Origin of the sequence: Alteromonas sp. 1_MG-2023 (genome assembly GCF_030547075.1) — a bacterium.
GTDB lineage: Bacteria > Pseudomonadota > Gammaproteobacteria > Enterobacterales > Alteromonadaceae > Alteromonas.
In genome coordinates this window covers 132,591-156,898 of the sequence record NZ_JAUOQH010000008.1, presented here as the reverse complement: position 1 = coordinate 156,898, position 24,308 = coordinate 132,591, and the positions used below count along the sequence as shown (strand labels likewise).

General features: G+C 44.6%; 18 protein-coding genes. 9 read left to right on the top strand and 9 right to left on the bottom strand.

All coding sequences use genetic code 11. The features are described 5' to 3' along the window. Positions 1-8: 8 nt before the first annotated feature. Positions 9-650: an energy-coupling factor ABC transporter permease gene (locus Q4561_RS10690; protein ID WP_303460130.1), complete on the top strand. Its 642-nt coding sequence runs from the start codon at positions 9-11 to the stop codon at positions 648-650. Between the two features lie 790 nt (positions 651-1,440). Here the strand turns inward: Q4561_RS10690 and Q4561_RS10685 are convergent. Further along, entirely contained in the window at positions 1,441-2,007 is a 567-nt protein-coding gene (locus Q4561_RS10685; RefSeq protein ID WP_208805016.1) for a phosphoribosyltransferase, read from the bottom strand. Between the two features lie 76 nt (positions 2,008-2,083). Continuing rightward, positions 2,084-3,298 (bottom strand): lipoprotein-releasing ABC transporter permease subunit, encoded by a 1,215-nt coding sequence (locus tag Q4561_RS10680; protein ID WP_303460123.1) that lies wholly within the window; start codon positions 3,296-3,298, stop codon positions 2,084-2,086. Positions 3,299-3,405: 107 nt separating this feature from the next. Here Q4561_RS10680 and Q4561_RS10675 point away from each other — a divergent pair, with 107 nt between their 5' ends. The 4 genes from Q4561_RS10675 to Q4561_RS10660 all read left to right on the top strand — a co-directional run bounded on the left by Q4561_RS10675 (position 3,406) and on the right by Q4561_RS10660 (position 9,966). Continuing rightward, a complete protein-coding gene (locus Q4561_RS10675) occupies positions 3,406-4,005 on the top strand; it encodes a PilZ domain-containing protein (protein WP_303460120.1) in 600 nt (199 codons plus the stop codon). An 85-nt stretch (positions 4,006-4,090) separates the two neighbouring features. Further along, complete coding sequence (gene mfd / locus Q4561_RS10670; RefSeq protein ID WP_303460118.1) at positions 4,091-7,597, top strand: transcription-repair coupling factor; 3,507 nt, start codon at positions 4,091-4,093, stop codon at positions 7,595-7,597. 1 nt (position 7,598) lies between these two features. Continuing rightward, positions 7,599-9,284, top strand: a complete 1,686-nt coding sequence (locus Q4561_RS10665; RefSeq protein ID WP_303460115.1) for a CsiV family protein — start codon at positions 7,599-7,601, stop codon at positions 9,282-9,284. A gap of 166 nt (positions 9,285-9,450) precedes the next feature. Further along, entirely contained in the window at positions 9,451-9,966 is a 516-nt protein-coding gene (locus Q4561_RS10660) for a cob(I)yrinic acid a,c-diamide adenosyltransferase (RefSeq protein WP_303460114.1), read from the top strand. 54 nt (positions 9,967-10,020) lie between these two features. On the opposite strand, the gene Q4561_RS10655 is transcribed toward Q4561_RS10660, so the two are convergent. Both Q4561_RS10655 and nagZ read right to left on the bottom strand, forming a co-directional pair. Beyond that, on the bottom strand, positions 10,021-11,412 hold the full coding sequence (locus tag Q4561_RS10655; protein WP_303460111.1) for an SLC13 family permease: 1,392 nt from the start codon (positions 11,410-11,412) through the stop codon (positions 10,021-10,023). Then, positions 11,399-12,445, bottom strand: a complete 1,047-nt coding sequence (nagZ, locus tag Q4561_RS10650; protein WP_368411528.1) for a beta-N-acetylhexosaminidase — start codon at positions 12,443-12,445, stop codon at positions 11,399-11,401. The genes Q4561_RS10655 and nagZ overlap by 14 nt, the downstream gene beginning before the upstream one ends. A gap of 98 nt (positions 12,446-12,543) precedes the next feature. Here nagZ and Q4561_RS10645 point away from each other — a divergent pair, with 98 nt between their 5' ends. Then, positions 12,544-15,672 (top strand): penicillin acylase family protein, encoded by a 3,129-nt coding sequence (locus Q4561_RS10645; protein ID WP_303460106.1) that lies wholly within the window; start codon positions 12,544-12,546, stop codon positions 15,670-15,672. Between the two features lie 4 nt (positions 15,673-15,676). Further along, a complete protein-coding gene (ybaK, locus tag Q4561_RS10640; RefSeq protein WP_303460103.1) occupies positions 15,677-16,153 on the top strand; it encodes a Cys-tRNA(Pro) deacylase in 477 nt (158 codons plus the stop codon). 73 nt (positions 16,154-16,226) lie between these two features. Here ybaK and Q4561_RS10635 read toward each other — a convergent pair whose 3' ends face one another. The 4 genes from Q4561_RS10635 to pheS form a co-directional block, all read right to left on the bottom strand. Then, a complete protein-coding gene (locus Q4561_RS10635; RefSeq protein ID WP_303460100.1) occupies positions 16,227-16,817 on the bottom strand; it encodes a hypothetical protein in 591 nt (196 codons plus the stop codon). A 117-nt stretch (positions 16,818-16,934) separates the two neighbouring features. Continuing rightward, positions 16,935-17,234, bottom strand: a complete 300-nt coding sequence (gene ihfA, locus Q4561_RS10630; RefSeq protein WP_013784550.1) for an integration host factor subunit alpha — start codon at positions 17,232-17,234, stop codon at positions 16,935-16,937. A gap of 3 nt (positions 17,235-17,237) precedes the next feature. Continuing rightward, on the bottom strand, positions 17,238-19,625 hold the full coding sequence (gene pheT, locus Q4561_RS10625) for a phenylalanine--tRNA ligase subunit beta (RefSeq protein WP_303460097.1): 2,388 nt from the start codon (positions 19,623-19,625) through the stop codon (positions 17,238-17,240). Between the two features lie 14 nt (positions 19,626-19,639). Then, a complete protein-coding gene (pheS, locus tag Q4561_RS10620; RefSeq protein WP_013784552.1) occupies positions 19,640-20,620 on the bottom strand; it encodes a phenylalanine--tRNA ligase subunit alpha in 981 nt (326 codons plus the stop codon). A 336-nt stretch (positions 20,621-20,956) separates the two neighbouring features. Between pheS and Q4561_RS10615 the strand changes: the two genes are divergently transcribed. Both Q4561_RS10615 and Q4561_RS10610 read left to right on the top strand, forming a co-directional pair. Beyond that, entirely contained in the window at positions 20,957-21,745 is a 789-nt protein-coding gene (locus Q4561_RS10615) for a hypothetical protein (RefSeq protein WP_303460095.1), read from the top strand. A gap of 135 nt (positions 21,746-21,880) precedes the next feature. Further along, a complete protein-coding gene (locus tag Q4561_RS10610; RefSeq protein WP_303460092.1) occupies positions 21,881-23,017 on the top strand; it encodes a glycosyltransferase in 1,137 nt (378 codons plus the stop codon). On the opposite strand, the gene Q4561_RS10605 is transcribed toward Q4561_RS10610, so the two are convergent. Continuing rightward, the gene (locus Q4561_RS10605; RefSeq protein ID WP_303460090.1) at positions 23,006-24,118 is read right to left on the bottom strand and encodes a glycosyltransferase family 4 protein; all 1,113 of its coding nucleotides are present in this window, start codon (positions 24,116-24,118) and stop codon (positions 23,006-23,008) included. The two genes, Q4561_RS10610 and Q4561_RS10605, sit on opposite strands and share 12 nt — an antisense overlap. Positions 24,119-24,308: the final 190 nt, after the last annotated feature.

Sequence of the window (24,308 nt, the reverse complement as noted above, 5' to 3'; positions counted from 1 at the left end):
GAGAACATGTGACAACGCTGCAGTGGCTTGGCCTTACTTTATGTTGTTTAACCCTTGTCGGAGTTATTAAACAAATTTCTGTTGTAGGCCTAATGGGTGACAAACACCAACAGCACTTGCTGTTTGGTAGCGCTGCTGCGTTGTTCGCGTTTTGGATCTTCAAAGTGGGCATTTTTGAAGGCTTAGATGTTCATTTTGTTGGTTTGAGTGTTGTTACGCTTATGCTCGGGTTTCGTTACGCTATTTTGGCTGGCACTCTCGCGTTATTAGGCGCTACCGCAGCAGGCTTTGCGCAGTGGCACACCCTAGGCGTTAATGGGGTGCTAGGGGTTATGCTACCTGTGGCCGTAACTTACCTTGTTTATTTAGTGGCTTTCCATAAGTTACCCCGTCAACTCTTCGTGTATATTTTTGTGTGCGCCTTCTTTCCCGGCGCGCTCACCATTGCCCTTAAAACAGGCGCACTAGCGGGTTACTACTTTATGGAAGGCGCTTATACGTGGGATGTCATATACGACAACTTCGTACTGCTCATCCCACTTTTAGTATTTCCCGAAGCCCTGCTTAACGGCATGGCCATCACCCTACTCGTCATCTATCAGCCCACCTGGGTTTACACTTTCCACGACAAGTTTTATTTCGACAACTAACAACAATTAACAAGACACCCACGTTTTTTCGATTCGACATTATGAACGACAACTAAACAAGACACCCACGCTTAACGAGTTATAGAAACACCCACCGTTCAGTCCCAGGTGATTTAGATTTACGTGGTCGCCCACCCCAAAAACATTAGCGAGACACCCATGCTAATTAACGTGCAGTTGATGTGAGTTTTTTGCATTGCCTCGTTTGAACACCAACCTCCACTTAATAAGACACCCATCTATAAAGCCTTAGAAAATCAACTAAACAAGACACCCACGCTTAACGAGTTATAGAAACACCCACCGTTCAGTCCCAGGTGATTTAGATCTACGTGGTCGCGCACCCCAAAAACATTAGCGAGACACCCATGCTAATTAACGTGCAGTTGATGTGAGTTTTTTGCATTGCCTCGTTTGAACACCAACCTCCACTTAATAAGACACCCATCTATAAAGCCTTAGAAAATAACAATGGCATCTACCTTATTTTGATAAGCAAAAAGATGGGTGTCTCATTAATTCTGGTGTGAGATAAACATGGGTGTCTCGATAAGAGGATGCCGAATTAACATGGGTGTCTTGATAAGAGAATGCTGAAATAACATGGATGTCTTGATAAGAGAACTTCGAAACAACATGGGTGTCTTGATAAGAGGATGCCGAATTAACATGGGTGTCTCGATAAGAGGATGCCGAAAAAAGATGGGTGTCTTGATAATTACAGGCACAAAAAAACCGCCTGATTGGCGGTTTTTATTATGGGTGTCTTTGTAAGAGCTAGCGCTTGAGCTTACTTTTTGTCGAACAAGATATCCATTACATCGGCTAGTTCGCCTTTGCCTTCGCGAATTTCTTCTTCGCTTAACCCAGCGATTTCGTGTGGGAATACTAACCACTCGTCACTTTCGTTCACATAGTAATCAGGCACTATGTCAGTAGTGTTGTTCTGAGGCTTGTACCACGGGCATGCAATACGAATATCTTTTGGCATATTCAAACGCATCAGTTTGCGAATTTGCTGAATAAGCGCGTCAACACTGCGGCCTGAATCGAAAACATCATCAACAATAAGTAGCTTGTGTTCTGCGTCAGCGTTTTCTACTAGGTAGTGCAAACCGTGAACACGAATTTCTTTAGATTGCTTATTAATGCCATAGTAAGAAGAAGTACGTACCGCAATGTGGTCGGTAGAATAGTCTTTAAACTCAAAGTATTCTTGTACCGCTATGCCGATAGGAGCACCACCGCGCCAAATACCAATGATGAAATCGGGGCGAAACCCGTCATCATACACCTTTGCTGCTAAACGAAAGGAATCCTGAAGCAACGCTTGCGAGGTGATAAAATTCTTGTTCATGACGTCTCACTGGCCGAAATTTAAAGACCGCGATTATAGTGAATTTCGCCGCAATTTGCACGGCAATTTCACTAACTTATTCGTTTTGAAGTGCTTGCGAAGGTTGGGTTTTCATGGCACGCCTAGCTGGGTAAATACTCGCCACAATACAAAGCAACAATGAAAATAGCGTTACAAAAACTATTTGCAGCCAGTGCATATCAATGGGTAAACCCTGCCCGTCTGACGACAACGCAATGGGCACATTCAGCAAACTCATGACTGGGTTTAACAGTAAAGTAATAACCACGCCTGCAACTAATCCAATACCCGCGCCTTTAACGCCATTAAACAGCCCATTTAAAACAAATACCGTCATAATGGTACTAGGCAACATGCCTTGGGTTTGTAATACCGCAATATCGCCCTGCTTTTCCGACACCACCATCACCAAAGACGAAACCAAATTAAACGCCGCTACTGCAATGATTAACAGCAGCATTAAGAACATCATGTTCTTTTCCATTTTTACTGCATCGAACAAAGGCCCTTGTCGCTCGCGCCACGTACGTACAGGTAAATCAGCCTCAACAATAGGTTTGAGCGTGTCTTGATATAAAAAAGCATCGTCTAAAAATAATCTGGTAGCTGTGTTCTTGCCCGATACATCTCGCAATAGCCGGTTCACATCATCAAGCTGCATATAAATAACTTTGTCATCCATTTGCGAGCCCATATCGAACACACCTGAAATAGTGACTAATCTTTGGCTTGGCATGCGGCCAAATGGGGTGTACACGCTGGCACCCGCCACCATTACCCGAAGCTTGTCGCCAGCACGAACATTTAACTGTATAGACAACGCCCTACCAATAATGGCGTTGTAGCTACCTGCCGTTAGGCTTGCAAAATCGCCCTGCTGCATTTCGTGAGCAACCATGGTGTGCTGCACCATGCTGTCGGCTTGAACCCCGTGCACTTGCACACCACGTAAATCGGAACGAGACTGCACTACCGCTTCGGCTTCTCGAAACGGCATGCTTGCCACCACATTGGGCAAGCCCATTACAAAACTTTCATCAACAGGCGCGTTAATTTCAATATGGGGCACTATGCCCAAAATGCGCTGCTTTAACTGGGCTTCAAAGCCGTTCATTACCGAAAGCACAATAATTAGCGCCGTTAGGCCAAGGGCAATACCGGCAACAGAAAAGCGATTGATAAAGGAAACAAAACTATTTTGGCTAGACGACTGCGCCGGGCCAGATTTCGCGTACCGATAAGCAATAAAAGCGGGAAGAGGGAAATACATAATGCGCGCTTAGTCCAAAGGTGTGATGACGGGGCAATCTCAAAATAGTAAAGTGCGTATACTACGTGTAAGCTACTGGCCGTACAAGATAAGTGGCGGGAGATATGATGGAAAACCTAAGCCTAGAAGAAAAAAAAGCCCAGTTCGATGAGTATTTCTCTATTCAGCACAGCGTTAATATTAACGTGAAACCCCTTGCTGAAGGTGAAACCGTGCCAACTGAAGCGGGTTTAGAGCAAGCCATGCCCTACGCATTTCGTGTAGCCAGTGAAATGGCCAGCATTGAAGCCCAAGCACTTCGCCCGTTACGTCATTTAAGCGATCATGCTGAATCTTTAGCTGAATATCTAAATCACCAAGCCCGCAAAATAGATTTGATGATGTCATTTATTTTGCACCAGCAAGATGAACCAGATCATCGTTTTAGCACAATAAAGCTCGGGGGAGGTGGCGTAATTATTAAAAGCCCGACCACCATGGACATTGGCAGCCAAGCTGAACTGAAATTATTTCTTGATACAGAAGCGGCAGCCATATTTTGCTATGGGGAAGTTATTACTTGCGAGAACGTTGAGGATAGCTACCATATAGCTTTTGTTTTCAATAGCATCCGAGAGCAAGATCAAGAATTGCTTGTTCGTGCCAGCTTGCATTTGCAAACGCAGCAACTTAAAAAGCGCGCGCAAGATAAGGCTTCCGGGGCCTAATGCAGCAACAAAAGCCAGAAAACCAAAGCCGGAAAACAAAAGCCCAGCAACACACTTAAACCGAATAAGTAGTTTATAGGACGACATGACAGCAACTCTTTTATCTTTGCCTTTGCCGACCCAGAAAAAATCCGCCTCTGTGCAAGACCACAAGCAATGGGGTCAGTTACAAGGCAGCAGCGCCGCACTGTGCATTACTCAAGCACAAGCCCAATACAACGGCCCTATAGTGCTGGTAACAGCCGACACACCCTCGGCGCTAAAACTAGAAAAAGAGTTGGCGTTTTTTATGCCAAGCGGCCAAGCCGGTGAGCCTAGCGTACCTATTACGGTATTCCCCGATTGGGAAACCCTGCCTTACGATTCGTTTTCGCCGCACCAAGATATTGTATCCCAGCGCTTAGAAACCTTATTCCGCTTTACCCAGCAGGTAAATGGCATTTTCATTGTGCCGGTAAACACGTTAATGCAACGGTTGGCACCTACCGATTACCTCGCAAAATATTTGTTGATGCTGAACAAGGGAGACACCCTTGATAGAGACCAATTCAGACGTAATTTAGAGCAAGCGGGCTACTTACATGTTAGCCAAGTAATGAGCCACAGCGAATTTTCGGTGCGCGGCAGTATTATCGATTTATACCCTATGGGTAGCGACCAGCCATTTCGTATTGACTTGTTTGATGACGAAGTAGACTCTATCCGCTTTTTCGATACGGAAACCCAGCGCTCTGGCGATGCGGTTGAAAAAATTAAGCTGCTACCCGCACGAGAATTCCCTACCGATAAAGAATCTATTACTCTTTTCCGCCAGCGCTTTTTAGAAAAGTTCGATGCGAACAACGCCTCAGAGTCGGTGTTTTCTCAAGTCACTAAAGGCACCATGCCTAGCGGTGTTGAATATTACCTACCGCTGTTTTTTGATAAAACCGCTACCTTGTTCGATTACCTGCACCCTAAAAGTGTGCTGTTGTTACACGGTGATGTGCAAGAAGCCAGTGAGTTTTTCTGGGCAGATATTCAAGAGCGCTACGAACAACACAGATACAACCCAGCAAGGCCGTTATTGCCACCGGAAGAATTATTTCTACCTATAAACACCTTGTTCGGCAAAATCAAACAGTGGCCTCGGGTAACCCTGAGCAAAGCCGTTATTGAAGAAAAGCCAGGCAGTTTTAACTTAGGCTGCGACAAGCTTGACGACATTGCTATTAACACCCAAAAGAAAGTGCCGGCTGAACAATTAATTGCCACAGTAAACAATGCCAAAAAGCGCGGCGCTAAAGTTCTATTTTGCGCTGAAACCCAAGGCCGACGTGAAGGGCTACTTACTGTTCTGCAAAAAGCGGGCATTAAGCCCAAAGCGGCCGAGTCGTTCAATTCTTTTTTGAGTGCCAGCGACAACATCGGTATTACCGTGGGCATGGTTGAAAATAGCTTTAACTGGCGAAGTGATAAAGGCGAATTGCTGTTTATCACCGAAACCGAGCTATTAGGCCATAAGGTAAGCCAACGCAGGCGCCGTGATAAACGCTCAGCTACCGATGAAAGCGCCATTATTCGAAACTTGGCCGAGCTAACCACCGGTCAGCCCGTTGTGCATTTAGATCATGGTGTGGGCCGTTATATTGGCATGCAAACCCTTGATGCTGGCGGTGTTACCACTGAATATCTGTGTATTGAGTACGCCAAGCAGGCCAAACTTTATGTGCCTGTTGCGTCGCTACATTTTATTTCTCGTTATACCGGTGGCGATGCCGATCATGCACCGCTTAACTCGTTAGGCTCTGATGCGTGGAGCAAAGCAAAACAAAAAGCGGCTGAAAAAGTACGCGATGTGGCTGCTGAATTACTTGATGTATACGCACGCCGTGCTGCCAAGCCTGGCTTCGCTTACAATATTGACTGGGACGACTACCAAAAATTCTCCGACAGTTTCCCGTTTGAAGAAACGCCGGATCAGGCGCAAGCTATTGCGGCGGTTATTCACGACATGGGTAGCCCACACGCCATGGACAGACTGGTGTGCGGCGACGTAGGTTTCGGTAAAACCGAAGTAGCCATGCGCGCAGCATTCTTAGCTGCGAACCAAGGTAAACAAGTGGCTATTTTGGTGCCCACTACCCTACTTGCTCAGCAGCATCACGAAAACTTTAAAGATCGCTTTGCCGCATGGCCATTTGAAATTGAAGTCATGAGCCGATTCGTTAGCGCGAAAGGCCAAAAAGAAACCATGCAGCGCCTAAGCGAAGGCAAAGTAGACATTGTTGTAGGCACGCACAAGCTATTGTCGAACGACATTAAATTCAGCGATTTGGGCTTAGTGATAATAGATGAAGAACATCGCTTCGGGGTACGCCAAAAAGAGAAACTAAAATCACTTCGCGCCGATGTAGATATTCTTACTCTTACCGCTACGCCTATTCCTCGTACGTTGAATATGGCCATGTCGGGCATGCGCGACTTATCAATTATTGCTACTGCGCCTGCAAGACGCTTATCAATTAAAACCTTTGTGCAACAACGCAATAAAGCCACCATTCGTGAAGCGATAATGCGTGAAATTCTACGTGGTGGGCAGGTGTACTTCCTTCATAACGAAGTAGATACCATAGCCAGAACTGCCGAAGAAATTGCTGAAATTGTACCCGAGGCGCGTATTGCCATGGGCCACGGCCAAATGCGCGAACGTGAACTTGAAGGCGTGATGAGCGACTTCTACCACCAGCGCTACAACGTGTTGGTGTGTACCACCATTATTGAAACCGGTATTGATGTACCAAGCGCTAATACCATTATTATGGACCGTGCTGATCATTTAGGCCTAGCCCAATTGCACCAATTGCGTGGCCGTGTGGGTCGTTCGCATCACCAAGCTTACGCATATTTATTAACACCGCATCCCAAACGGATGACTAAAGACGCCGCCAAGCGCTTAGACGCCATTTCTAAACTTGAAGACTTAGGGGCAGGTTTTGCGTTAGCCACCCACGACCTTGAAATTCGTGGCGCGGGTGAATTATTGGGCGACGACCAATCAGGCCAAATTGCCAGCATTGGCTTTAGCCTTTATATGGATATGCTAGATAGAGCAGTAACATCACTGAAAGAAGGTAAAGAGCCTTCACTAGATGATGCTATGGCAGGCCACACCGAAGTAGAACTTCGTATTCCTGCTCTACTGCCCGATGACTATATTGCCGACGTAAACACAAGGCTGTCGCTATATAAACGTTTAGCGAGCTGTAAAAACCAAGACGATATAGACGAATTCCAAGTAGAATGTATCGACCGCTTTGGTTTACTACCAGAACCTGCTAAAAACTTAGTAGAAGTAGCCGAAATAAAAATAAAAGCAGAAGCCATAGGCGTGCTTAAAGTAGACTTGTCAGCACAAGGCGGTACCATAGAGTTTACAGATACCACCAAGGTTGACCCTGGCTATATTATTCAGCTTGTGCAAACCAAGCCAAATACCTTCAAATTTGAAGGCAGCCAGAAACTACGATTAGTTAAACAGACTGATACTGCAAAAGCGCGTATTGCGTTTATTAGCGATATCATTGCCGACCTTGCAAAGGAGTCGCGATAACATGAGGTTTTTTCGTTGGAGCCCACTACTTGCTGTATTGGCTTCTACCCCGTCGTTGGCAAATGACGACTGGTGGTTCGATGTTGAAGTCATTGTTTTTGAAAGAAAGGTGGCAATGTCTGCCCTTGAAGAGCAGTTCGACTTAGCTGATTCCCTTGCCGTACCTGCCACAGATGCCGATGTAATTGGTGCGGTAATTACCCCAGACATTAGCATGCTGAAACAAGGCATTGCAGTTTGTGGTGAAACCAACGCCCTTGAGTGGCCAGAATTCGATTACTTTGCGAGCGCTTCAGCTGAAACAAACACGCCTTATGGCTCGTCTGAATCGTCTGAAACGACCAATGCAATGGGAACCACCAGCCAAAAGCCCGCGCATTCCGGTGCTTATCCCAATGCGGCTATAGAGCAGTTCCCATCGAATGATGCTTATGCTGGACGTGTTAGTTCGAGTCAACTTAGCTCTAGCCAAACCAATTTCGCCGACGAATTAAATTCATCAGTAGATAACGGCTTATCGGCAGAAGAAATAGCCGGTTATTGGGCTGAGTTTTTAGGTTTAGATAAAACAGAAACCATTAGGGTACCGAACCAGCCGTACTGTGTGGTGCATAAACCTTGGTTGAGTTATTACGACAGTAAATGGCATATTCATCGCCCTGACAACCGCTTACCAGCGCCCAAAGAGCTACCCATTACCCCTGAAGGTAATGATTGGCCTTACGCAAGCCATGCCCATTTATTAACTAAAAATGAGCAAGAAATGGCGTCTTTATCGCGCCAAATTAGGCAAAATCGTGACCTAACGCGCTTGTTACATGTTACTTGGCGTCAGCCAGTTAAATTCGGTAAAGACGAAGCCTTTAACGTTCGCCTATTTGCCGGTAACAACTTCTCTGATGAGTTTGATCAAGATGGCGTCCAGCGCCCACCCGTGCCACCAATGAGATTTGCTAGCGACAGCTACGCTAATTCAAGCCAAAATAACGTTGATTCAGGCTCAAGCGCAGATTCAAACCCTGGTTCGAACTCGGGCTCTAGCAATGGCACCACAAATAGCTTTGGCGATAATAGCTATCAGAGCCTTTACAACAAACAGCAAAACCAGCAGCTAAACGAACAGCCAAGCTTCAATGGCAGCTTGGCTAATGAAAATTATTCAGATGAAAGCATGGCAAGTGGAATGGGTTACAACCAAGCTAGTACCAATTCCACCAGCACCGACAGCATGTCCAGCGATTTCTTTTACGACTTGGACGCTCGGTTAGCATCTCCAACCCCGATTTTATTTAAAGACTTGCTAGCACTAGATAACGCCGATGTTATCGACGATGCCGATGAAAGCAATATAAGTGCAGCATTTCGTGCACCTATTTGGAAAGTAGATGGCAACATAAAAGTATTTTTAAAATACATTAACCGTGTGCCCTATTTGCATATCGATAGCGAGCTTTTCTATCGCCAGCCTATTCCTGTAGAGGGGCAGACAGCATCCAGCTCGACAAGCAGCACTAGTCGTACTGATAGCAGCAATGTAAACGCTACGCCAGAATATCAATTGGTGTCGTTACCTTTTAGTGAACAGCGCCGAGTGATTAGTAATCAGCTTCATTATTTCGACCACCCGTTATTTGGCATGGTAGTGCAAATTCGCCGTTATAAACGCCCTAACGCACCTGAAGACTAGGCTTTTGAAGACCCAGCACCTGAGACTAAGTGCTTGACTAAGCTTTTGAAGACTAAGCTTTTGAAGTTAAAGCCGCTTGAACACAATACTCTTTAAGACACAGCTCTTGAACTATGTTTTCAAATACTGAGCTTTTAAAAAAGCACTCAAGGAATAACAAAACAGCATGAAAATTTATACCCGTTCAGGTGACAAAGGCAGCACACAGATATATGCAGACAAAGCAGTAAGAGTAGAAAAAGACGATGCAGTAGTACAAAGCTATGGTGATATAGATGAACTTAATAGCCACTTAGGGCTGTTGGCTTCTATGGTAGCCGTGCACTTGAAAGACGACCTTTACGCCATTCAGCGCAACTTGTTTCAAGCCGGCTTTGCTATTTCAGCAAGCTCTACCCTTACGCAAGACGACATTTCCAAACTTGAAAGCGATATTGATAAAATGACAGCCACCTTAGGCCCGCAAACTACTTTTGTGCTTCCAGGTGGCAGTAAAGCGGCTGCGCAAAGCCATGTATGCCGTGCCGTATGCCGACGTGCAGAACGAGCCGTTATCGTGCTGACTAAACACTACGACGTTCCCGCTGTAGTGCCCGCTTATTTAAACAGATTGTCTGATTACTTGTTTACCTTCGCCCGTTTTCTAAATGCAGAAGCAGGGTTCGATGAAGTAGCCGTTTAAGTACGGGCTAAGTTCTGGTTAAGTATGGGGGGTTAAGTACCGGCTAAATTCGGATTAAGTTCGCGTTAACAGCACGCCACCGGTTACCACAAACGCCACAATAATATTTAGCACTACGCCTTCGCGCACCATGGTTTTCACCGTAAGTTCGCCGCTGCTATACACAATGGCATTGACGGGCGTTGCCACTGGCATCATAAACGCGCAGCTGGCACTAATAGCAGCTGGCATCATTAGTATTAGTGGATCGACATCTATGGCCACAGCCGCACTGGCCAATATAGGCATCAGCAAGGTAGCGGTGGCTGTATTCGATGTAATTTCGGTAACAAAGCTTACCGACAAGCAAAGCACTAATACCAGCAAGAACAAAGGTAACACCGCCAAGCCTGTTAAGCCCTGCCCTAGTAATTCACTTAAGCCCGATGCGGTAAACGCTTGAGCCAAACAAATGCCCCCAGCAAACACCAATAACATTCCCCACGGAATTTGCTGGGCAGTATTCCAGTCAAGCAAGTAGCCTTGTTTGCTACCAGAAGGCGTAGTTTCACGCTCGCCGTTAGGAATAACACACATTAGTACTACTCCGGCTAACGCAATGGTGCTGTCGCCTACGAAGTCCATGCCAAACCATGCTGTCCAGTAAGGCCTAAATACCCACGCCATGGCTACAAAACTAAATACAAACAGCACACGTGCTTCAGCACTTCGCCATGGGCCAACTTCCGGTAAAGCACCGGTTTTTTCGCCTTTCAAATGTCGCGTTAACCATAGTGCCATTAACGGCAATGCCACTAACACAATAGGCACACCGGTTTTCATCCAGTTTATAAAGCTAATTTCCGTGCCTGTAGTTTGCTGATAAACGCTCATGAAAATAATATTCGGTGGCGTACCAATAGGCGTACCCACGCCGCCTACACTAGCAGCGTAAGCAATACCCAATAACACCGCCACACCTAATTTAGGCGAGTTAGAAGCGTGAATAATGGCAAGGGCAATGGGCAGTAACATAAGCGTGGTGGCGGTATTTGAAATCCACATACTTAATATGGCCGAGGTAAACATAAAGCCAAACACCAGCCTACGGGCACTGTTTGCGCCAGTTAGCCGAATAAGGTACACCGCTAAACGTTTATGCACGCCAGATTTCTCTAGCGATTTAGACAGCATGAAGGCGCCCATCAGCAACAAGATAACGTGGTTACCTAGCGCGGATGCGGCTTCTTGATAGCTGATAACCCCTGCCATAGGAAAGGCGAAGAAGGGAATGAGAGCGGGCAGCGCTATGTGCAGCGCTTCGGTAACCCACAGCATGGCCACCAGCACAGTAATGGCCGCACTAATGGCCATAATATGTGACAGACCTGAAAACAACAGCACTCCATACAGAGCAACTGCGCTAACTAAGGATATTATTATTAGTTTCGGTTTAACCGGTTCCATAGCGCGACAACACCTTTAATGCGTTTTTATAAGCTGCGCTGGCATGCACAGCGGGTTTGCGCCCATAAAGTGAGGTTAAAGCCTCGAAAGAATTTGATGAATGAGGCAACGCATCTAAAATAGATTCCGCCCCTTTCGGGTTATTACATGCCAATACCATATGGCAACCTGCCGATAATGCCGCCATCGCACGATCGACATAATTTCCGGCAACACTGGCACCGTGCATAGACAGGTCGTCAGAGAACACCGCACCGTTAAACCCCAAGTCTTGCTGTAATATTTTTTGTAACCAATGCTCGGAAAAACCGGCTGGCTTGCTATCAACTTGAGAATAAATAACGTGCGCTGGCATTACACCATCTAGCAACTGTTTAGAAATTAATCTTTCAAAAACAACCATATCAGTTTGTTTAATTTCTTCAAGGGGTCTTTCGTCTATGGGTAATGCCACGTGAGAGTCTGGTGCCACACTACCATGCCCAGGAAAATGTTTTCCGATAGCTGGCATATTGGCAACTTGTAAGCCTTCTATTAACGCGCTGGCTAATGGAATCACTTTTTCAGCGTTTTCGGCAAACGCCCTGTCGCCAATTACCTTCGACACGCCGTTAATATCAAGCACAGGTGCAAAACTAAAATCGATGTCTATTTGCTTTAGTTCGTGGGCCATAATTATGCCGCACGCTTTAGCCAATTCTAGCGTGGCTTCGTTGACTACAGTCTCTTCTACTTCAGCCAATTCTGACCAGTGAATGTCTTTACCCGTAGCGTGCGCCTGTACCAAGCCTGTTAGCTTACCCATGGCAGGTAATTTGGTGAACCCTTCACGAAAGCGCTGAACCCTGCCCCCTTCGTGATCTACCGCTATTAATAAAGGCTTACTGGCGTTTTCTCGAATCTCTTTCACCAACTGCGTCAGTTGTTCGCAATCGTAGAAATTACGGCTAAATAATATGACACCGCCCACTACCGGATGCGCTAGTTTTTCTTTCTCTTCAGGCAATAAACGCTCTGCCTGACAATCTAGCATTAACGGGCCCATAGTGTTTCTCGCAAACGTGTCATAAAACATCACTTCAAATTTGTATGTAGTGTGGTTAGGATAGAGAAAAAAACGGAGTAATACACGTGTTAAATTGGATTAAGTGGTTGGTTTTAGGTGCAATTGCATTAGTCATTTTAGCACTAGGCGGCGTGTATTTAACCTTGTACCTCAGTTTACCTACCCTAGACGGTAACGAGGCTACGTCTCGCATTGCCGCCCCTGTTACCCTTGAGCGTGACAACATGGGCCAAGGGGTTATCACTGCACAAGATAAATTTGATGCAGCCTACGCCTTAGGCTTTGCCCATGGCCAAGACCGTTTCTTTCAAATGGACTTACAGCGCAGAAGCGCATCGGGCCGGTTATCTGAATGGGTAGGCGATGTTGCGCTAGAAATTGATAAGGGCGCCCGCTTCCACCAGTTTTCACAGCGCGCTGTAAAAGTTTTCGACACCTTGCCATTACCGCAGCAACAACTGCTTATTAGTTACTCCCATGGCGTAAACGCAGCACTAGATGAATATACTGTTCCCCCTTTTGAATACGTGGCAGCTGGGTTAACCCTTGAGCCGTGGCAGCCTACCGACAGTATTTTAGTGGCGTACAGCATGTACCTTGATTTACAAGGTGGCCAAATTGAAATTGATCTTGCCCGCACCGCGTTAAAAGAAACCTATGGCGATGATTTATATGCTTTCATTACCCAACCTAGTCATCATCAAGCAGCCTTGGATGGCAGCATAATTCCGTATTCCAGTGCTGAAGCCCCCGTATACCCTGCTTCGCTAGGTACACCAGCGATGGAGCCTGATGATACACTTATAAAAGACAACGCACCTCTTAACAAAAGCGCTCCTCTTGAAGATTCAGACATTACTGATGCCAATGACGAAGTGAAAAACGATGCCGCTTCAGAAGATAACGATGCACCTACTGGTGATTTGCAGAGTGAGAGTGCTTCACCTGAAACGAGCGCTTCGCCTGAAGAAAAAACAATAAATAAAAACAGCACTTCACACGAAAAAGCTGATTTGCCTAACGAAGACGATTTGATTGAAGAACGCAACTCGACTGAAGAACGCAACTCGGTTGAAGAAAATAACTCGATTGAAGAAATTAAGCCGACTGAAGAAAATGATCCATCGAAAGAAAGCATGCCAATTGACGCCGCTGAGACTCCTAGCGTTGACTCAGCCAATCAAGAAAGTTTACCTAATGATGGTAGTACCTCTACTGACGAAACTGGGTCCTCTGAAACTAAGAACTCTTCCAAAGAAGCCAAAACCTCGGTTACTGGCAGCACTTCAGAAATCGAAAGCGCGACTGACAATGCAGATATTTCAGAAATCGAAAACATCAACACTTCCGATATCCCAAAGGCTACAGATAATACCAATTCAGCGGATACAGAAAAAACCAAAGACAAATCTAATAATTCAGATTCCGATATCAGTTCTGATAGCGGTTCTGATGGCGTTTCTGTAAACACTACTGATAACGGCGGCCCCAGAACAGAAAACAATACACTAAGCTATTACAATGCCGCAGAGTTACCAGACATTGGCAGTAACAACTGGGCGGTTACCGGAAACTTAACCGCGACAGGAAGCGGCTTACTGGCTAACGACATGCATCTAGGTTTGCGCGTTCCCATTATTTGGTATCGCACCCAGCTAAACTACTTCGACACAAAGAAAACAGACCTAAAGCAAACCAATTTAAGCCAAGCTAATTCAAATCCTTTTAGCTCAAATCAAGCTGGCACAAATCAAGTTAACTCAAACCAAGCTGTATCGGTGACTGGTGTTTCACTACCTGGGTTACCAGGAGTAATAGTCGGCACCAATAATAAAGTGGCGTGGGGCTTCACTAACGCGAACCTAGATAACCTTGATTGGATATTACTTTCCGACGATACACCTACCAAAATGGTAGACGAAGTCATTGTAAGCAAAGAGGTGTCGCATACCTTTCAACTTGAAATTAGCCAGTACGGCCCTGTTAAACACCTAGACGGCAAGCGTTACGCTTTGAACTGGGTGGCCCACCACCCTTTTGCGGTAAATCTTTCGATTGTGGACTTAGGCACAGCCAACACGGTACACGACGCCATTGCAGTAGGTAAAGACATTGCTATTCCCACCCAAAATATGGTGATAGTGGATGATACTGGCAGCGCAGCATGGCTACCGGGCGGCGCAGTAATGGATAGACAACAAGCCTCGTTTACCGCAATCAATGCTAATGACATAACACCTGCATCGTATACACCCGCCCGCAGCACCAACCTTCCAGTAGTAATAAACCCTAGCAGCGATAGAATATGGACAGCCAACGCAAGGGTTATTGCTGCCGATGATATAGCAAGATTAGGTGATGGTGGTTATGCCTTAGGTGCTAGAAGCCAACAAATTAGAGATCGCCTGTTTGAAAAAGACACCTTCAACGAAAACGACTTCTACGCCATTCAGCTAGACAACCATGCGCAATTTCTTATTCCGTGGCAGCAGTTATTATCGGGCTTACTGCTAAACGATAATATTGAATTTAAAGCCGACCTTGCCTACTTACGTACATGGGGAGAATGCGCGTGCGAAGACTCTGTAGGTTACACCCTAGTAAAACACTTTCGTAAAGAAGTAGTCAGCCAGCTATTTGGTAAAATACTTGCCAGTATCGATAAGCAAGGGGTAGAAAGCCGCTCGCTACTTCGCGGTATAGAGCCTGCGGTATGGCAACTTATTCACACTCAGCCAGACAGTTGGTTACCCGAGGGCACAGGCTCTTTCAATGATTTACTTGTTGATGCCTATCGCCGCGCGAAACACGCACTATTAGATAAGTACTCACCTATTGAAGCAAATATGGATGACCTACGCTGGGGCAGTGTTAATGCACTCATGGTAAAACACCCGTTTTCAGCGCAAATTCCATTCGTAGGCCATAAGCTTAATATGGATAAGGTAGAAGGTTTTGGTGATACGTACATGCCCGCAGTACAGTCACCTACATTTGGGGCTTCCGAACGTTTCTTTGTAAGCCCAGGTCATTTAGACGATGCCATTCTTACGTTACCTGGTGCCCAGTCTGGTCACCCGCTTTCGCCCTTTTTCAAAGCTGGGTTTGAGGATTACGCCACCCAAGCTGCTACGCCATTATTACCCGGCAAGCTTATTCACTTACGCCAGTGGTATCCGAAGGATAAGGAGTAGCCTTATGACACCCGCTATTACGCTATTAAAGAAAAAGCGCATTGCGCATACTATTTTAAAGTACGATCACGAAAGCAATGCGCCCTCTTATGGTCTTGAGGCAGCCGAAAAGCTAAGTCTTGCCCCCAATGCGGTATTTAAAACGCTGGTAGTCAGTGATGAAGCCAGTAAGCTGGCCGTGGCTTTAGTGCCAGTAAACACTAAGCTAAGCGAAAAGAAATTAGCAAAAGTGCTAAGCGTGAAAAAAATCACCATGGCACCTAGCGACGCAGTAACCGCCAGTACCGGTTATTTATTGGGAGGGGTTAGCCCATTAGGGCAGAAAAAACGCTTAGTTACCGTATTGCACGAAACCGCGTTACAGCACGACGTAATTTATGTAAGTGCGGGCAAGCGGGGGTTAGAATTGGAAATCACCCCGCAGCATTTAATAAGCTTAACCCAAGCGAAAGCCGCTGATATTACTGCAAGTGCGAGCTAACAAAATAAGGCTTCAGGCTTGCTTTTAGCTTTCTTATAACGCGTTTTCAGTTTCCGCTATGCCTAGTTTGGGCTTATTCTGGCTGGTCTATAGTAAGCGACAGCGACTCATCTTCAGCACGGGCCAACCAGCGTTGTTTGGCTTCGTTTAACGCCTCTTCACTTGGCGGTGAAGTGCCAGAAATGGCCGTTGCCATTTGAACAATGATGGCATCACGCTTTTCAAGCAAGGCTTCTGTTCTGTCATATAAATCATACGCTTCAGGGTATTCTTCTTTTAAGTTACCCATATCCTTAAGCGCATAGTAACGCGCCTCAAACGCTTCATTAAACAACTGGCGTTTAGCGTTAAATACCACGTAATCTTGGGCTTGCTGGGAACCTAAGTATTCAATATGAGTTTGCGCTAAATAGCCGGCTTCAGCCACTACTTGCGCTTGTTCCATCCACGTATTAATGGCTTCTTCGTCGCCATTTTTAACGGCCTCTTTAACACCAGCTTGCAAATCGCTGGCATGCAGAATTTCCATTAACGTGATAACAGGAACTTGCGCCGATACTTGATCGCGCTGATTAGTATCTTCAGCTAAATAAACAAACCAACCCGCAATGGCAATAACAATACAAACAAAAACAGCAACAACGATGAGAAGCGCTTTAGACACACTTTCCTCCAGACATAATGAAAAGAAACGCAGCAACTAGGTTACTGGTTTTTAAGGGGCAATACAAAAAAGAGCGAGTTGCCCCGCTCTTTTATCAGTATTGTAACGACCGGTAGATTACTGGTCGATAGGTGAAGAGTTTTCTACACGACTCTTCAATTTCTGACCCGGGCGGAAAGTTACCACCCTACGCGCTTTAATAGGAATGTCTTCACCGGTTTTAGGGTTCCGGCCCGGACGTTCGTTTTTATCACGCAAGTCGAAGTTGCCAAAACCTGACAGTTTTACTTGCTCACCAGCTTCTAAAGCGCCTTTTATCTCTTCGAAAAAAAGCTCTACCAGATCTTTAGCATCACGTTTATTAATGCCTAACTTTTCGAATAGGTGTTCAGCCATCTCGGCTTTGGTCAATGCCATAGTTTACTCTCTTAACGCGGCCTCAAACTCAGATTCCAGACCTTTAACCACAGTATCTACAGCCTGCTGAATTTCAGCTTCTTCCAAGGTTTTTTCCGGATCTTGTAAGTGAAGTGACAAAGCAAGGCTCTTGTAACCAGGTTCAATTCCCTTGCCTTTGTACACATCAAACAAGTTTAAGCCAACTAGTTGATTTACGCCAATTTCTTCTATGTAAGAAAGAATCTTTCCTACGCTCACTTCATCTTTCACCGTAATAGCGATATCACGGCGGTTCGATGGGAAGCGGGATACAGGCGCGGCAGACGGTAATTTACGTGCGGTTACAGCTTCTACTTCAAGCTCGAACACAAATACGCGACCATTCACACCCAACAGTTTTGTAAACTGCGGATGTATAGCACCAATATAGCCAACTTCTTCATCATTAAGCAAAATTTTTGCAGTCATACCCGGATGCAACGCACTATGCTGAGCACTTACAAAACTAAACTCACCGGTTTTACCCGTTAATGCTAGTAAAGCCTCTACATCTGCCTTTGCATCAAAGAAGTCTACTGGGCTATCGCCTAAATCCCAGTGTTCTTCGTTACGACGCCCTGCTACTACACCACCAATAACCTGCTGTTGCAATACACCATTAGGCGTATCTTGTTGAGGTATAAAGCGTAATCCTGTTTCAAAAAGACGCACTCTGCCTTGTTGACGCTTTTGGTTGTAAGCAGTAGCACCTAATAATCCAGGCCACAAACTTACACGCATCACAGACATGTCTGATGAAATAGGATGCGGCAATACCATGCTCTTCGCATCAGGAAATAGCGCACTTTGCACTTTAGGATCAACAAACGAATAGGTAATCGCTTCATTATAGCCACGGCTTAATAATAACGACTTCATACTGTTTACTGGTAATACTGCTTCTTGTGAAGGCAACATAGAAAGCGCAGCAGTTGGTGCAACATGTGGAATGTTGTTATAACCATACACACGCGCTACTTCTTCTATTAAGTCTTCTTCAATAGCAATGTCGAAACGATAGCTAGGTGCTTTCGCTTCCCAACCTTCGCCAGTTTGGGTAACGTCTAATCCAAGACGTTGAAGCATTTCAAGTACTTGCCCGTCGTCAATGGTTATACCCAATACACGCGCTAAACGATCACGTCGTAATAAAACACTGGCTTGTTGCGGCAATTTATCTTCTTCACATGCTTCAACTACCGGGCCTGCTTCACCACCACAAATTTCTAAAATAAGGGCTGTAGCACGCTCCATGGCGTTACGTTGAAGTTGCGAGTCTACGCCACGCTCATAACGGTGCGACGCATCAGTATGTAAACCATACTGACGTGCGCGGCCCATAATGGCATCGCGGCTGAAAAAGGCGCTTTCTAGCAAAATATCTTTGGTTTCTGAATTTACACCTGAGTGCAAACCACCAAAAATACCCGCCATAGCAAGTGCTTTATTATCATCAGCAATCACTAACGTATCATCGTTAAGCTTAGCTTCTGTTTCATCAAGCAAGGTAAGAGTTTCACCCTTATTTGCCATACGCACGTTTACACTGCCTTCAATAGCGGCAAGGTTGAACGCATGCATAGGTTGGCCAAGCTCAATTAAAATAAAGTTGGTTACATCAACAATTGGGTCGATACTGCGAATACCACAACGGCGAAGCTTTTCGCTTAACCATAACGGCGTAGCAGCGGCCACATTCACATTACGTAACACACGGCCTACATAACGTGGGCACGCTTCAGGCGCGCTCAAGTTAATCGTAATGCTATCGTTAATAGTAGACGCTACAGGGCTAATAGCCGGTTCGCACACATCTAAGTTGTTTAACACACCCACTTCGCGGGCTATACCACGAATACCTAAGCAGTCTGCTCGGTTAGGGGTTAAATCAACTTCAATAGACGTATCGTCTAGGTCTAGGTAATCACGAATGTTCGTGCCTACTGGGGCATCGGCTGGCAATTCAATAATGCCATCGTGATCGTCGCTAATACCTAGCTCAGAAAAACTACACAACATGCCCATAGAAGGCTCGCCGCGCAATTTCGCTTTTTTAATTTTAAAGTTACCAGGTAGTACCGCGCCAACAACAGCAACGGCTACTTTAATACCTTCACGGCAATTCGGCGCACCGCAAACAATATCGCGAAGCTCGCCGTCACCTACGTTTACTTTGGTAACACGTAATTTATCGGCATTCGGGTGCTGGCCACATTCAACCACCTCCCCTACTAATACACCGCTAAATTCGCCTGCAACAGGTTCAACACCATCAACTTCAAGGCCAGCCATGCTTAACTGTTCAGACAGTTCGTTAGCCGACAAAGCAGGGTTAACCCATTCTCTTAACCACTTTTCACTGAATTTCATGCTTACTCTCTGCCTTAGTTGAACTGTTTAAGGAAACGAAGATCGTTTTCAAAAAACGAACGCAAATCATTCACGCCATAGCGCAACATGGTTAAACGCTCTACGCCCATACCAAAGGCAAAGCCAGTGTATTCTTCAGGGTCGATATTGACCGCTTTAAGTACATTTGGATGTACCATGCCGCAGCCTAATACTTCTAACCACTGGCCGTTTTTACCCATTACATCTACCTCGGCAGATGGCTCGGTAAACGGGAAGTAAGACGGACGAAAACGCACTTCAAGCGACTCTTCAAAGAAGTGATGCAGGAAGTCGTGCAAAATACCTTTAAGATCAGTAAAGCTTACGTTTTTGTCTACCATCAAACCTTCAACCTGATGGAACATAGGCGTATGAGTTTGATCGTAATCGTTACGATAAACACGCCCAGGCGAGATTATACGTAGCGGCGGCTGTTCAGCTTCCATAGTACGAATTTGCACGCCCGAGGTTTGGGTACGCAGCATCATGTCTGGATTAAAATAGAAGGTGTCGTGATCGGCACGGGCTGGGTGATTAGCCGGAATGTTCAAAGCGTCGAAGTTATGAAAACCATCTTCAATTTCAGGGCCGGTTTTAACTGCAAAACCAAGCTCACCAAAGAAAGATTCAATACGCGCAATTGTGCGGCTAACCGGATGCAAATTGCCCGGCGCTTCAGTACGGCCCGGTAACGTAACATCAATGGCTTCTTCAGCAAGCTTCTTGTTTAGCTCTTCACTACGCAGGGCTTCACCTTTCGCAGAAATAGCTTGCTGAATTTGCTGTTTAGCCACGTTAATTTTTTGGCCAGCAGCTGGGCGTTCTTCGTTAGATAACTTCCCAAGCCCTTTAAGTAAGTCGGTAAGTTTACCTTTCTTACCCATGAATTCGACCCTAACTTGGTCTAGAGTGGCTGCATCTTGTGCAGCGTCAATCAGTTCTTTTGCCTGATTGATAATAGCGTCAAGCTCCATGTTTTCCTCAATTGACATGATGACTGGATAACCACGTGCATTATACGTAGCGCCGTTTAGGCTAACTATAGTGCGTTAAGTTGTGGTTTGCCTGATATAAAGGCGACAGTTTACACGACTGATAGACATAACCGCTACCCTATATGGCTGATATTGGCAGATTTTTGTACCAACCTAGAGTAAAAGTTGTTGAATGCAGGGTTACTTGGGTGGCAAACAAGACTTTAGATAGTTTTAAGGTTGGGTAAATAAACCATAGAACAAATTTCATACAAGGCTTATTATAAGTTCTGCAGTTATCAAATTCTCCTTCACTTTGTGTAAAAAGGAACTTTTATGCTTATTAAGATAGCAGCTGTACTCTTATTATTTATTTCCTACAACGCGCATTCTGCGTTCATGCAATTTAACTTCACAGGCTTTGTTTCCAGTGTAGAAAACAACGCTAATTCTGAGTTTGACGAAGCCAGCTTGCTTGGCCAAACAATTAGCGGTTCGTTTAATTTAGATTTGTCGAAAGAAGTTCGGGGCAGACTGGAAACCGGCTGGTACTGGTGGGGGCAAAAGGAAACGGGCTTACCGGTACTAACCTCCCAACTATCCCTAGGTAGCAATACTTACAACCTTGCCAATCAAGGCATTTACAACGCCTTTGAAGATGACTATTTCCCAGAAGAATTTATTGAAATGTACAACGGCCCCGATTACGACGGCGGCCCAATTGGCGACGGTGAATCTTTCGGCGATTTTGCGAGAATCTCAGAAACAACCTCGGCAGGCGAAACCATTTTAACTTACAACTTAAGCATTTATTTCTTTGACTTAATTAATGACTTTTTGGTGTTTAGTGAAGAAACAGAACTATTTGATAAACAGCCCGACTTCTCGCAGCCGTTTTCGTGGATTGACCTAGACTTCACTAATGATAACCAGAAAGGTAGCGGCACCCTTCGCGTAAGAGAGAGCTTTTACCCTGCCACTGGCGGCTTCGAGCGTAATATTGATTCCACGCTAGGTTTTACGCTGGCTAGTGTTAATGCAGTTAGAGTGAGTTCGCCGAGTACTTGGGTGGTGATGATCATTTTTTTTGGATTACTTTTAATAAAGCAAAAAATGTTCAGATAGAATTTTCTTAAATATATACAGGCATGCTAGTACACTCTTAACTACCAAGTTTCGGGATTTATGATTAATTAATAATATTAGCCTCTGTATGATGTATTCAACGTGGATACTTAGTAGTAAGGAAAAGGAAAATTAGTGAAAAGGATTTTGTTTGTCATAAATTCTATGGGCTATGGTGGTGCAGAAAGGGCACTGGTAAATTTATTGAGTAAACCTTCGTTCTACTCTGATTTTGATGTACATGTCGCCCTTTTAGATGATGAACCTATCATACGAGCCCTCCCTGAAAATATTACGTTACATCAATTAGATAGTCGAAGAAGCTTAGCAAGCAGTCTTCTTAGTCTGAGGCGACTTCAGCGTGAGTTTAACCCTGATTTATGTGTTAGTTTCCTTGTTAGGGCCAATGTGGTTAATGCAGCACTTAAATTAACGTCCAAAAATAGGAAAGCAATTTTATGTGAACGAATGCATCTTAGCAGCCACTTGAATGGGCAATTTAAAAGTGCAAAGCGACTATTAGCAGGAATACTACCTTCAATCACCTATCGTTATGCTGACGCTGTAATTGGTGTTTCCACTGGCGTTACAGAAGACCTTGTAGAAAATTTTAATGTTCCAAGCATCAAAGCCACAACCATATTTAATCCTTACAACATTGCCTTAATAGAGCAACTTTCCGAAAAAGCTCCTGAATTTATCTTGCCAACCTCGTTCGTTATAAGCACAGGAAGGCTAACCCCAAGTAAAAACGTAAAGGGTCTTATTGACGCTTATTTATCATCAAACGAAAGTGCTCCCCTTTGTATTTTAGGGGAAGGTGAGCAAAAAAAAGAAATTGAAAATTACATTAAGTTTAAAAACGCGAAAGAAAAAGTATTGTTACTTGGATACGCTGAAAATCCATTCGCTATTGTATCTAAAGCTAAATATTACGTTTCTGCATCATTGAATGAAGGTTTTCCCAACGCGTTGTTAGAGGCTATGGCTTTAGGTTTACCAGTAATAATGACGAACTGCCCTTCAGGCCCCGCAGAAATATTAAATGAAGACCCTCAATATGTTAGTGGTAGTCTGACAGAAGCTAAACATGGTTTGCTAGTGCCGCTGAACAACACATCAGAACTAACACGCGCTTTTAATGTTTATAATAAAGAATCTATTCGCGCTGATTACGCAAAAAGAGCAAGAAAGCGAGCCGAGGACTTTTCTATAGAATCTATTGCTAATCAATATTGGCAATTTCTGCGACAAACGTTACTAAATCATTGAGTTGAATAATTTAAGGTGCTCGTGAGCGTTCTTCTCCCAAGTATTGTTCGATTGCAACAATTCCGCTGACGTACTTCTGTAAATCGAATAATCTCCAGCACTAAGTTTTTCGGTAAGGGCGGGCACATCCCCTTTTTTAACATAGCTCTCTTCGTTGAGTTTGAACTCGCGGTGGGCAGGAATATCACTGGCCACTATAGGTGTGTTTGCTGACAACCCCTCTGCTACTACTAAGCAATACCCTTCCATGAACGAAGGATTAACAAGTAGTGCCGCATTTCGGTAGATTGTAGCTAGATTTTCCCCAGTATGTGCACCAGCAAAAATAATACTCTCACTTCGGTGTTGGGTTATTTTTCTAACATAATCATTAGTAATGTAATTGTCGCCAACAATTACTAACTTAAACTTCGTCGATTTCAACGCTAAGAAGGCATCAATGAGGTTATCAAAGCCTTTTGTAGCGTCTAACCTGCCAACCGCTAAAATGTATTGCTTTGATTCTAATCCTAACTCCTTCAAGAGCGCGTCTTGTTTTATTTGAGCAGGTTTTTCAAGTAGTGAGCCGGCATTACGGATAACTACGCGTTTTCGTAACAAAAACGGAAAGCGAACATCTAACTCTTCCTTTACCGATGAGCTTACGCAAATAATTCTTGAAGCAAATAGAACGGTAAACAATTCCCCCATTTTCAAAATTAGCTTTGCGTACCATTTCCATTTGGGCCTTTTGTAATCAGGGGAGTGATGTGTAACCACGGTTTTGAACCCTAATAGACGAGAAAATAAACTAAAAAAACCAGGCCCTATTCCATGAAGGTGAATGATCTGTGGATGAATAAAAATGCGGGCGTAACATAACGCAATAAATGTATGGAAAAACGTTTCAAACCCAGAAATTTTAAGCGCCTTTATTACTTTTACATTGACTTTCTCATACTGGTAACGTTCTTGACTTTTGTAAGGCAGTCTGGTGATAAGCGTAATTTTGTACGACGGTTTAGCCATAAGTATCAATGGATAAAGCTTTTGGCAAATTGTTTCCACTCCACCTACAAAATGAGGAACTCCTCTGGTGCCAATAACACACACATGTGGCATCAATAACTTCCTTATTAGTCTAAATAATCTGGGCTTTGCTTAGTTTAAAGTTCAGAGGCTAATTATAGTCAGCACTGAATAGAAATGAAAAATAGCAAAATAGTTATATAAAAATGCAATTAATATTTTTTTGTTCCGACTAATCGCTTGTGTAGTTTAAATCGTATTACTAGACTATAAGTCTCTTCCG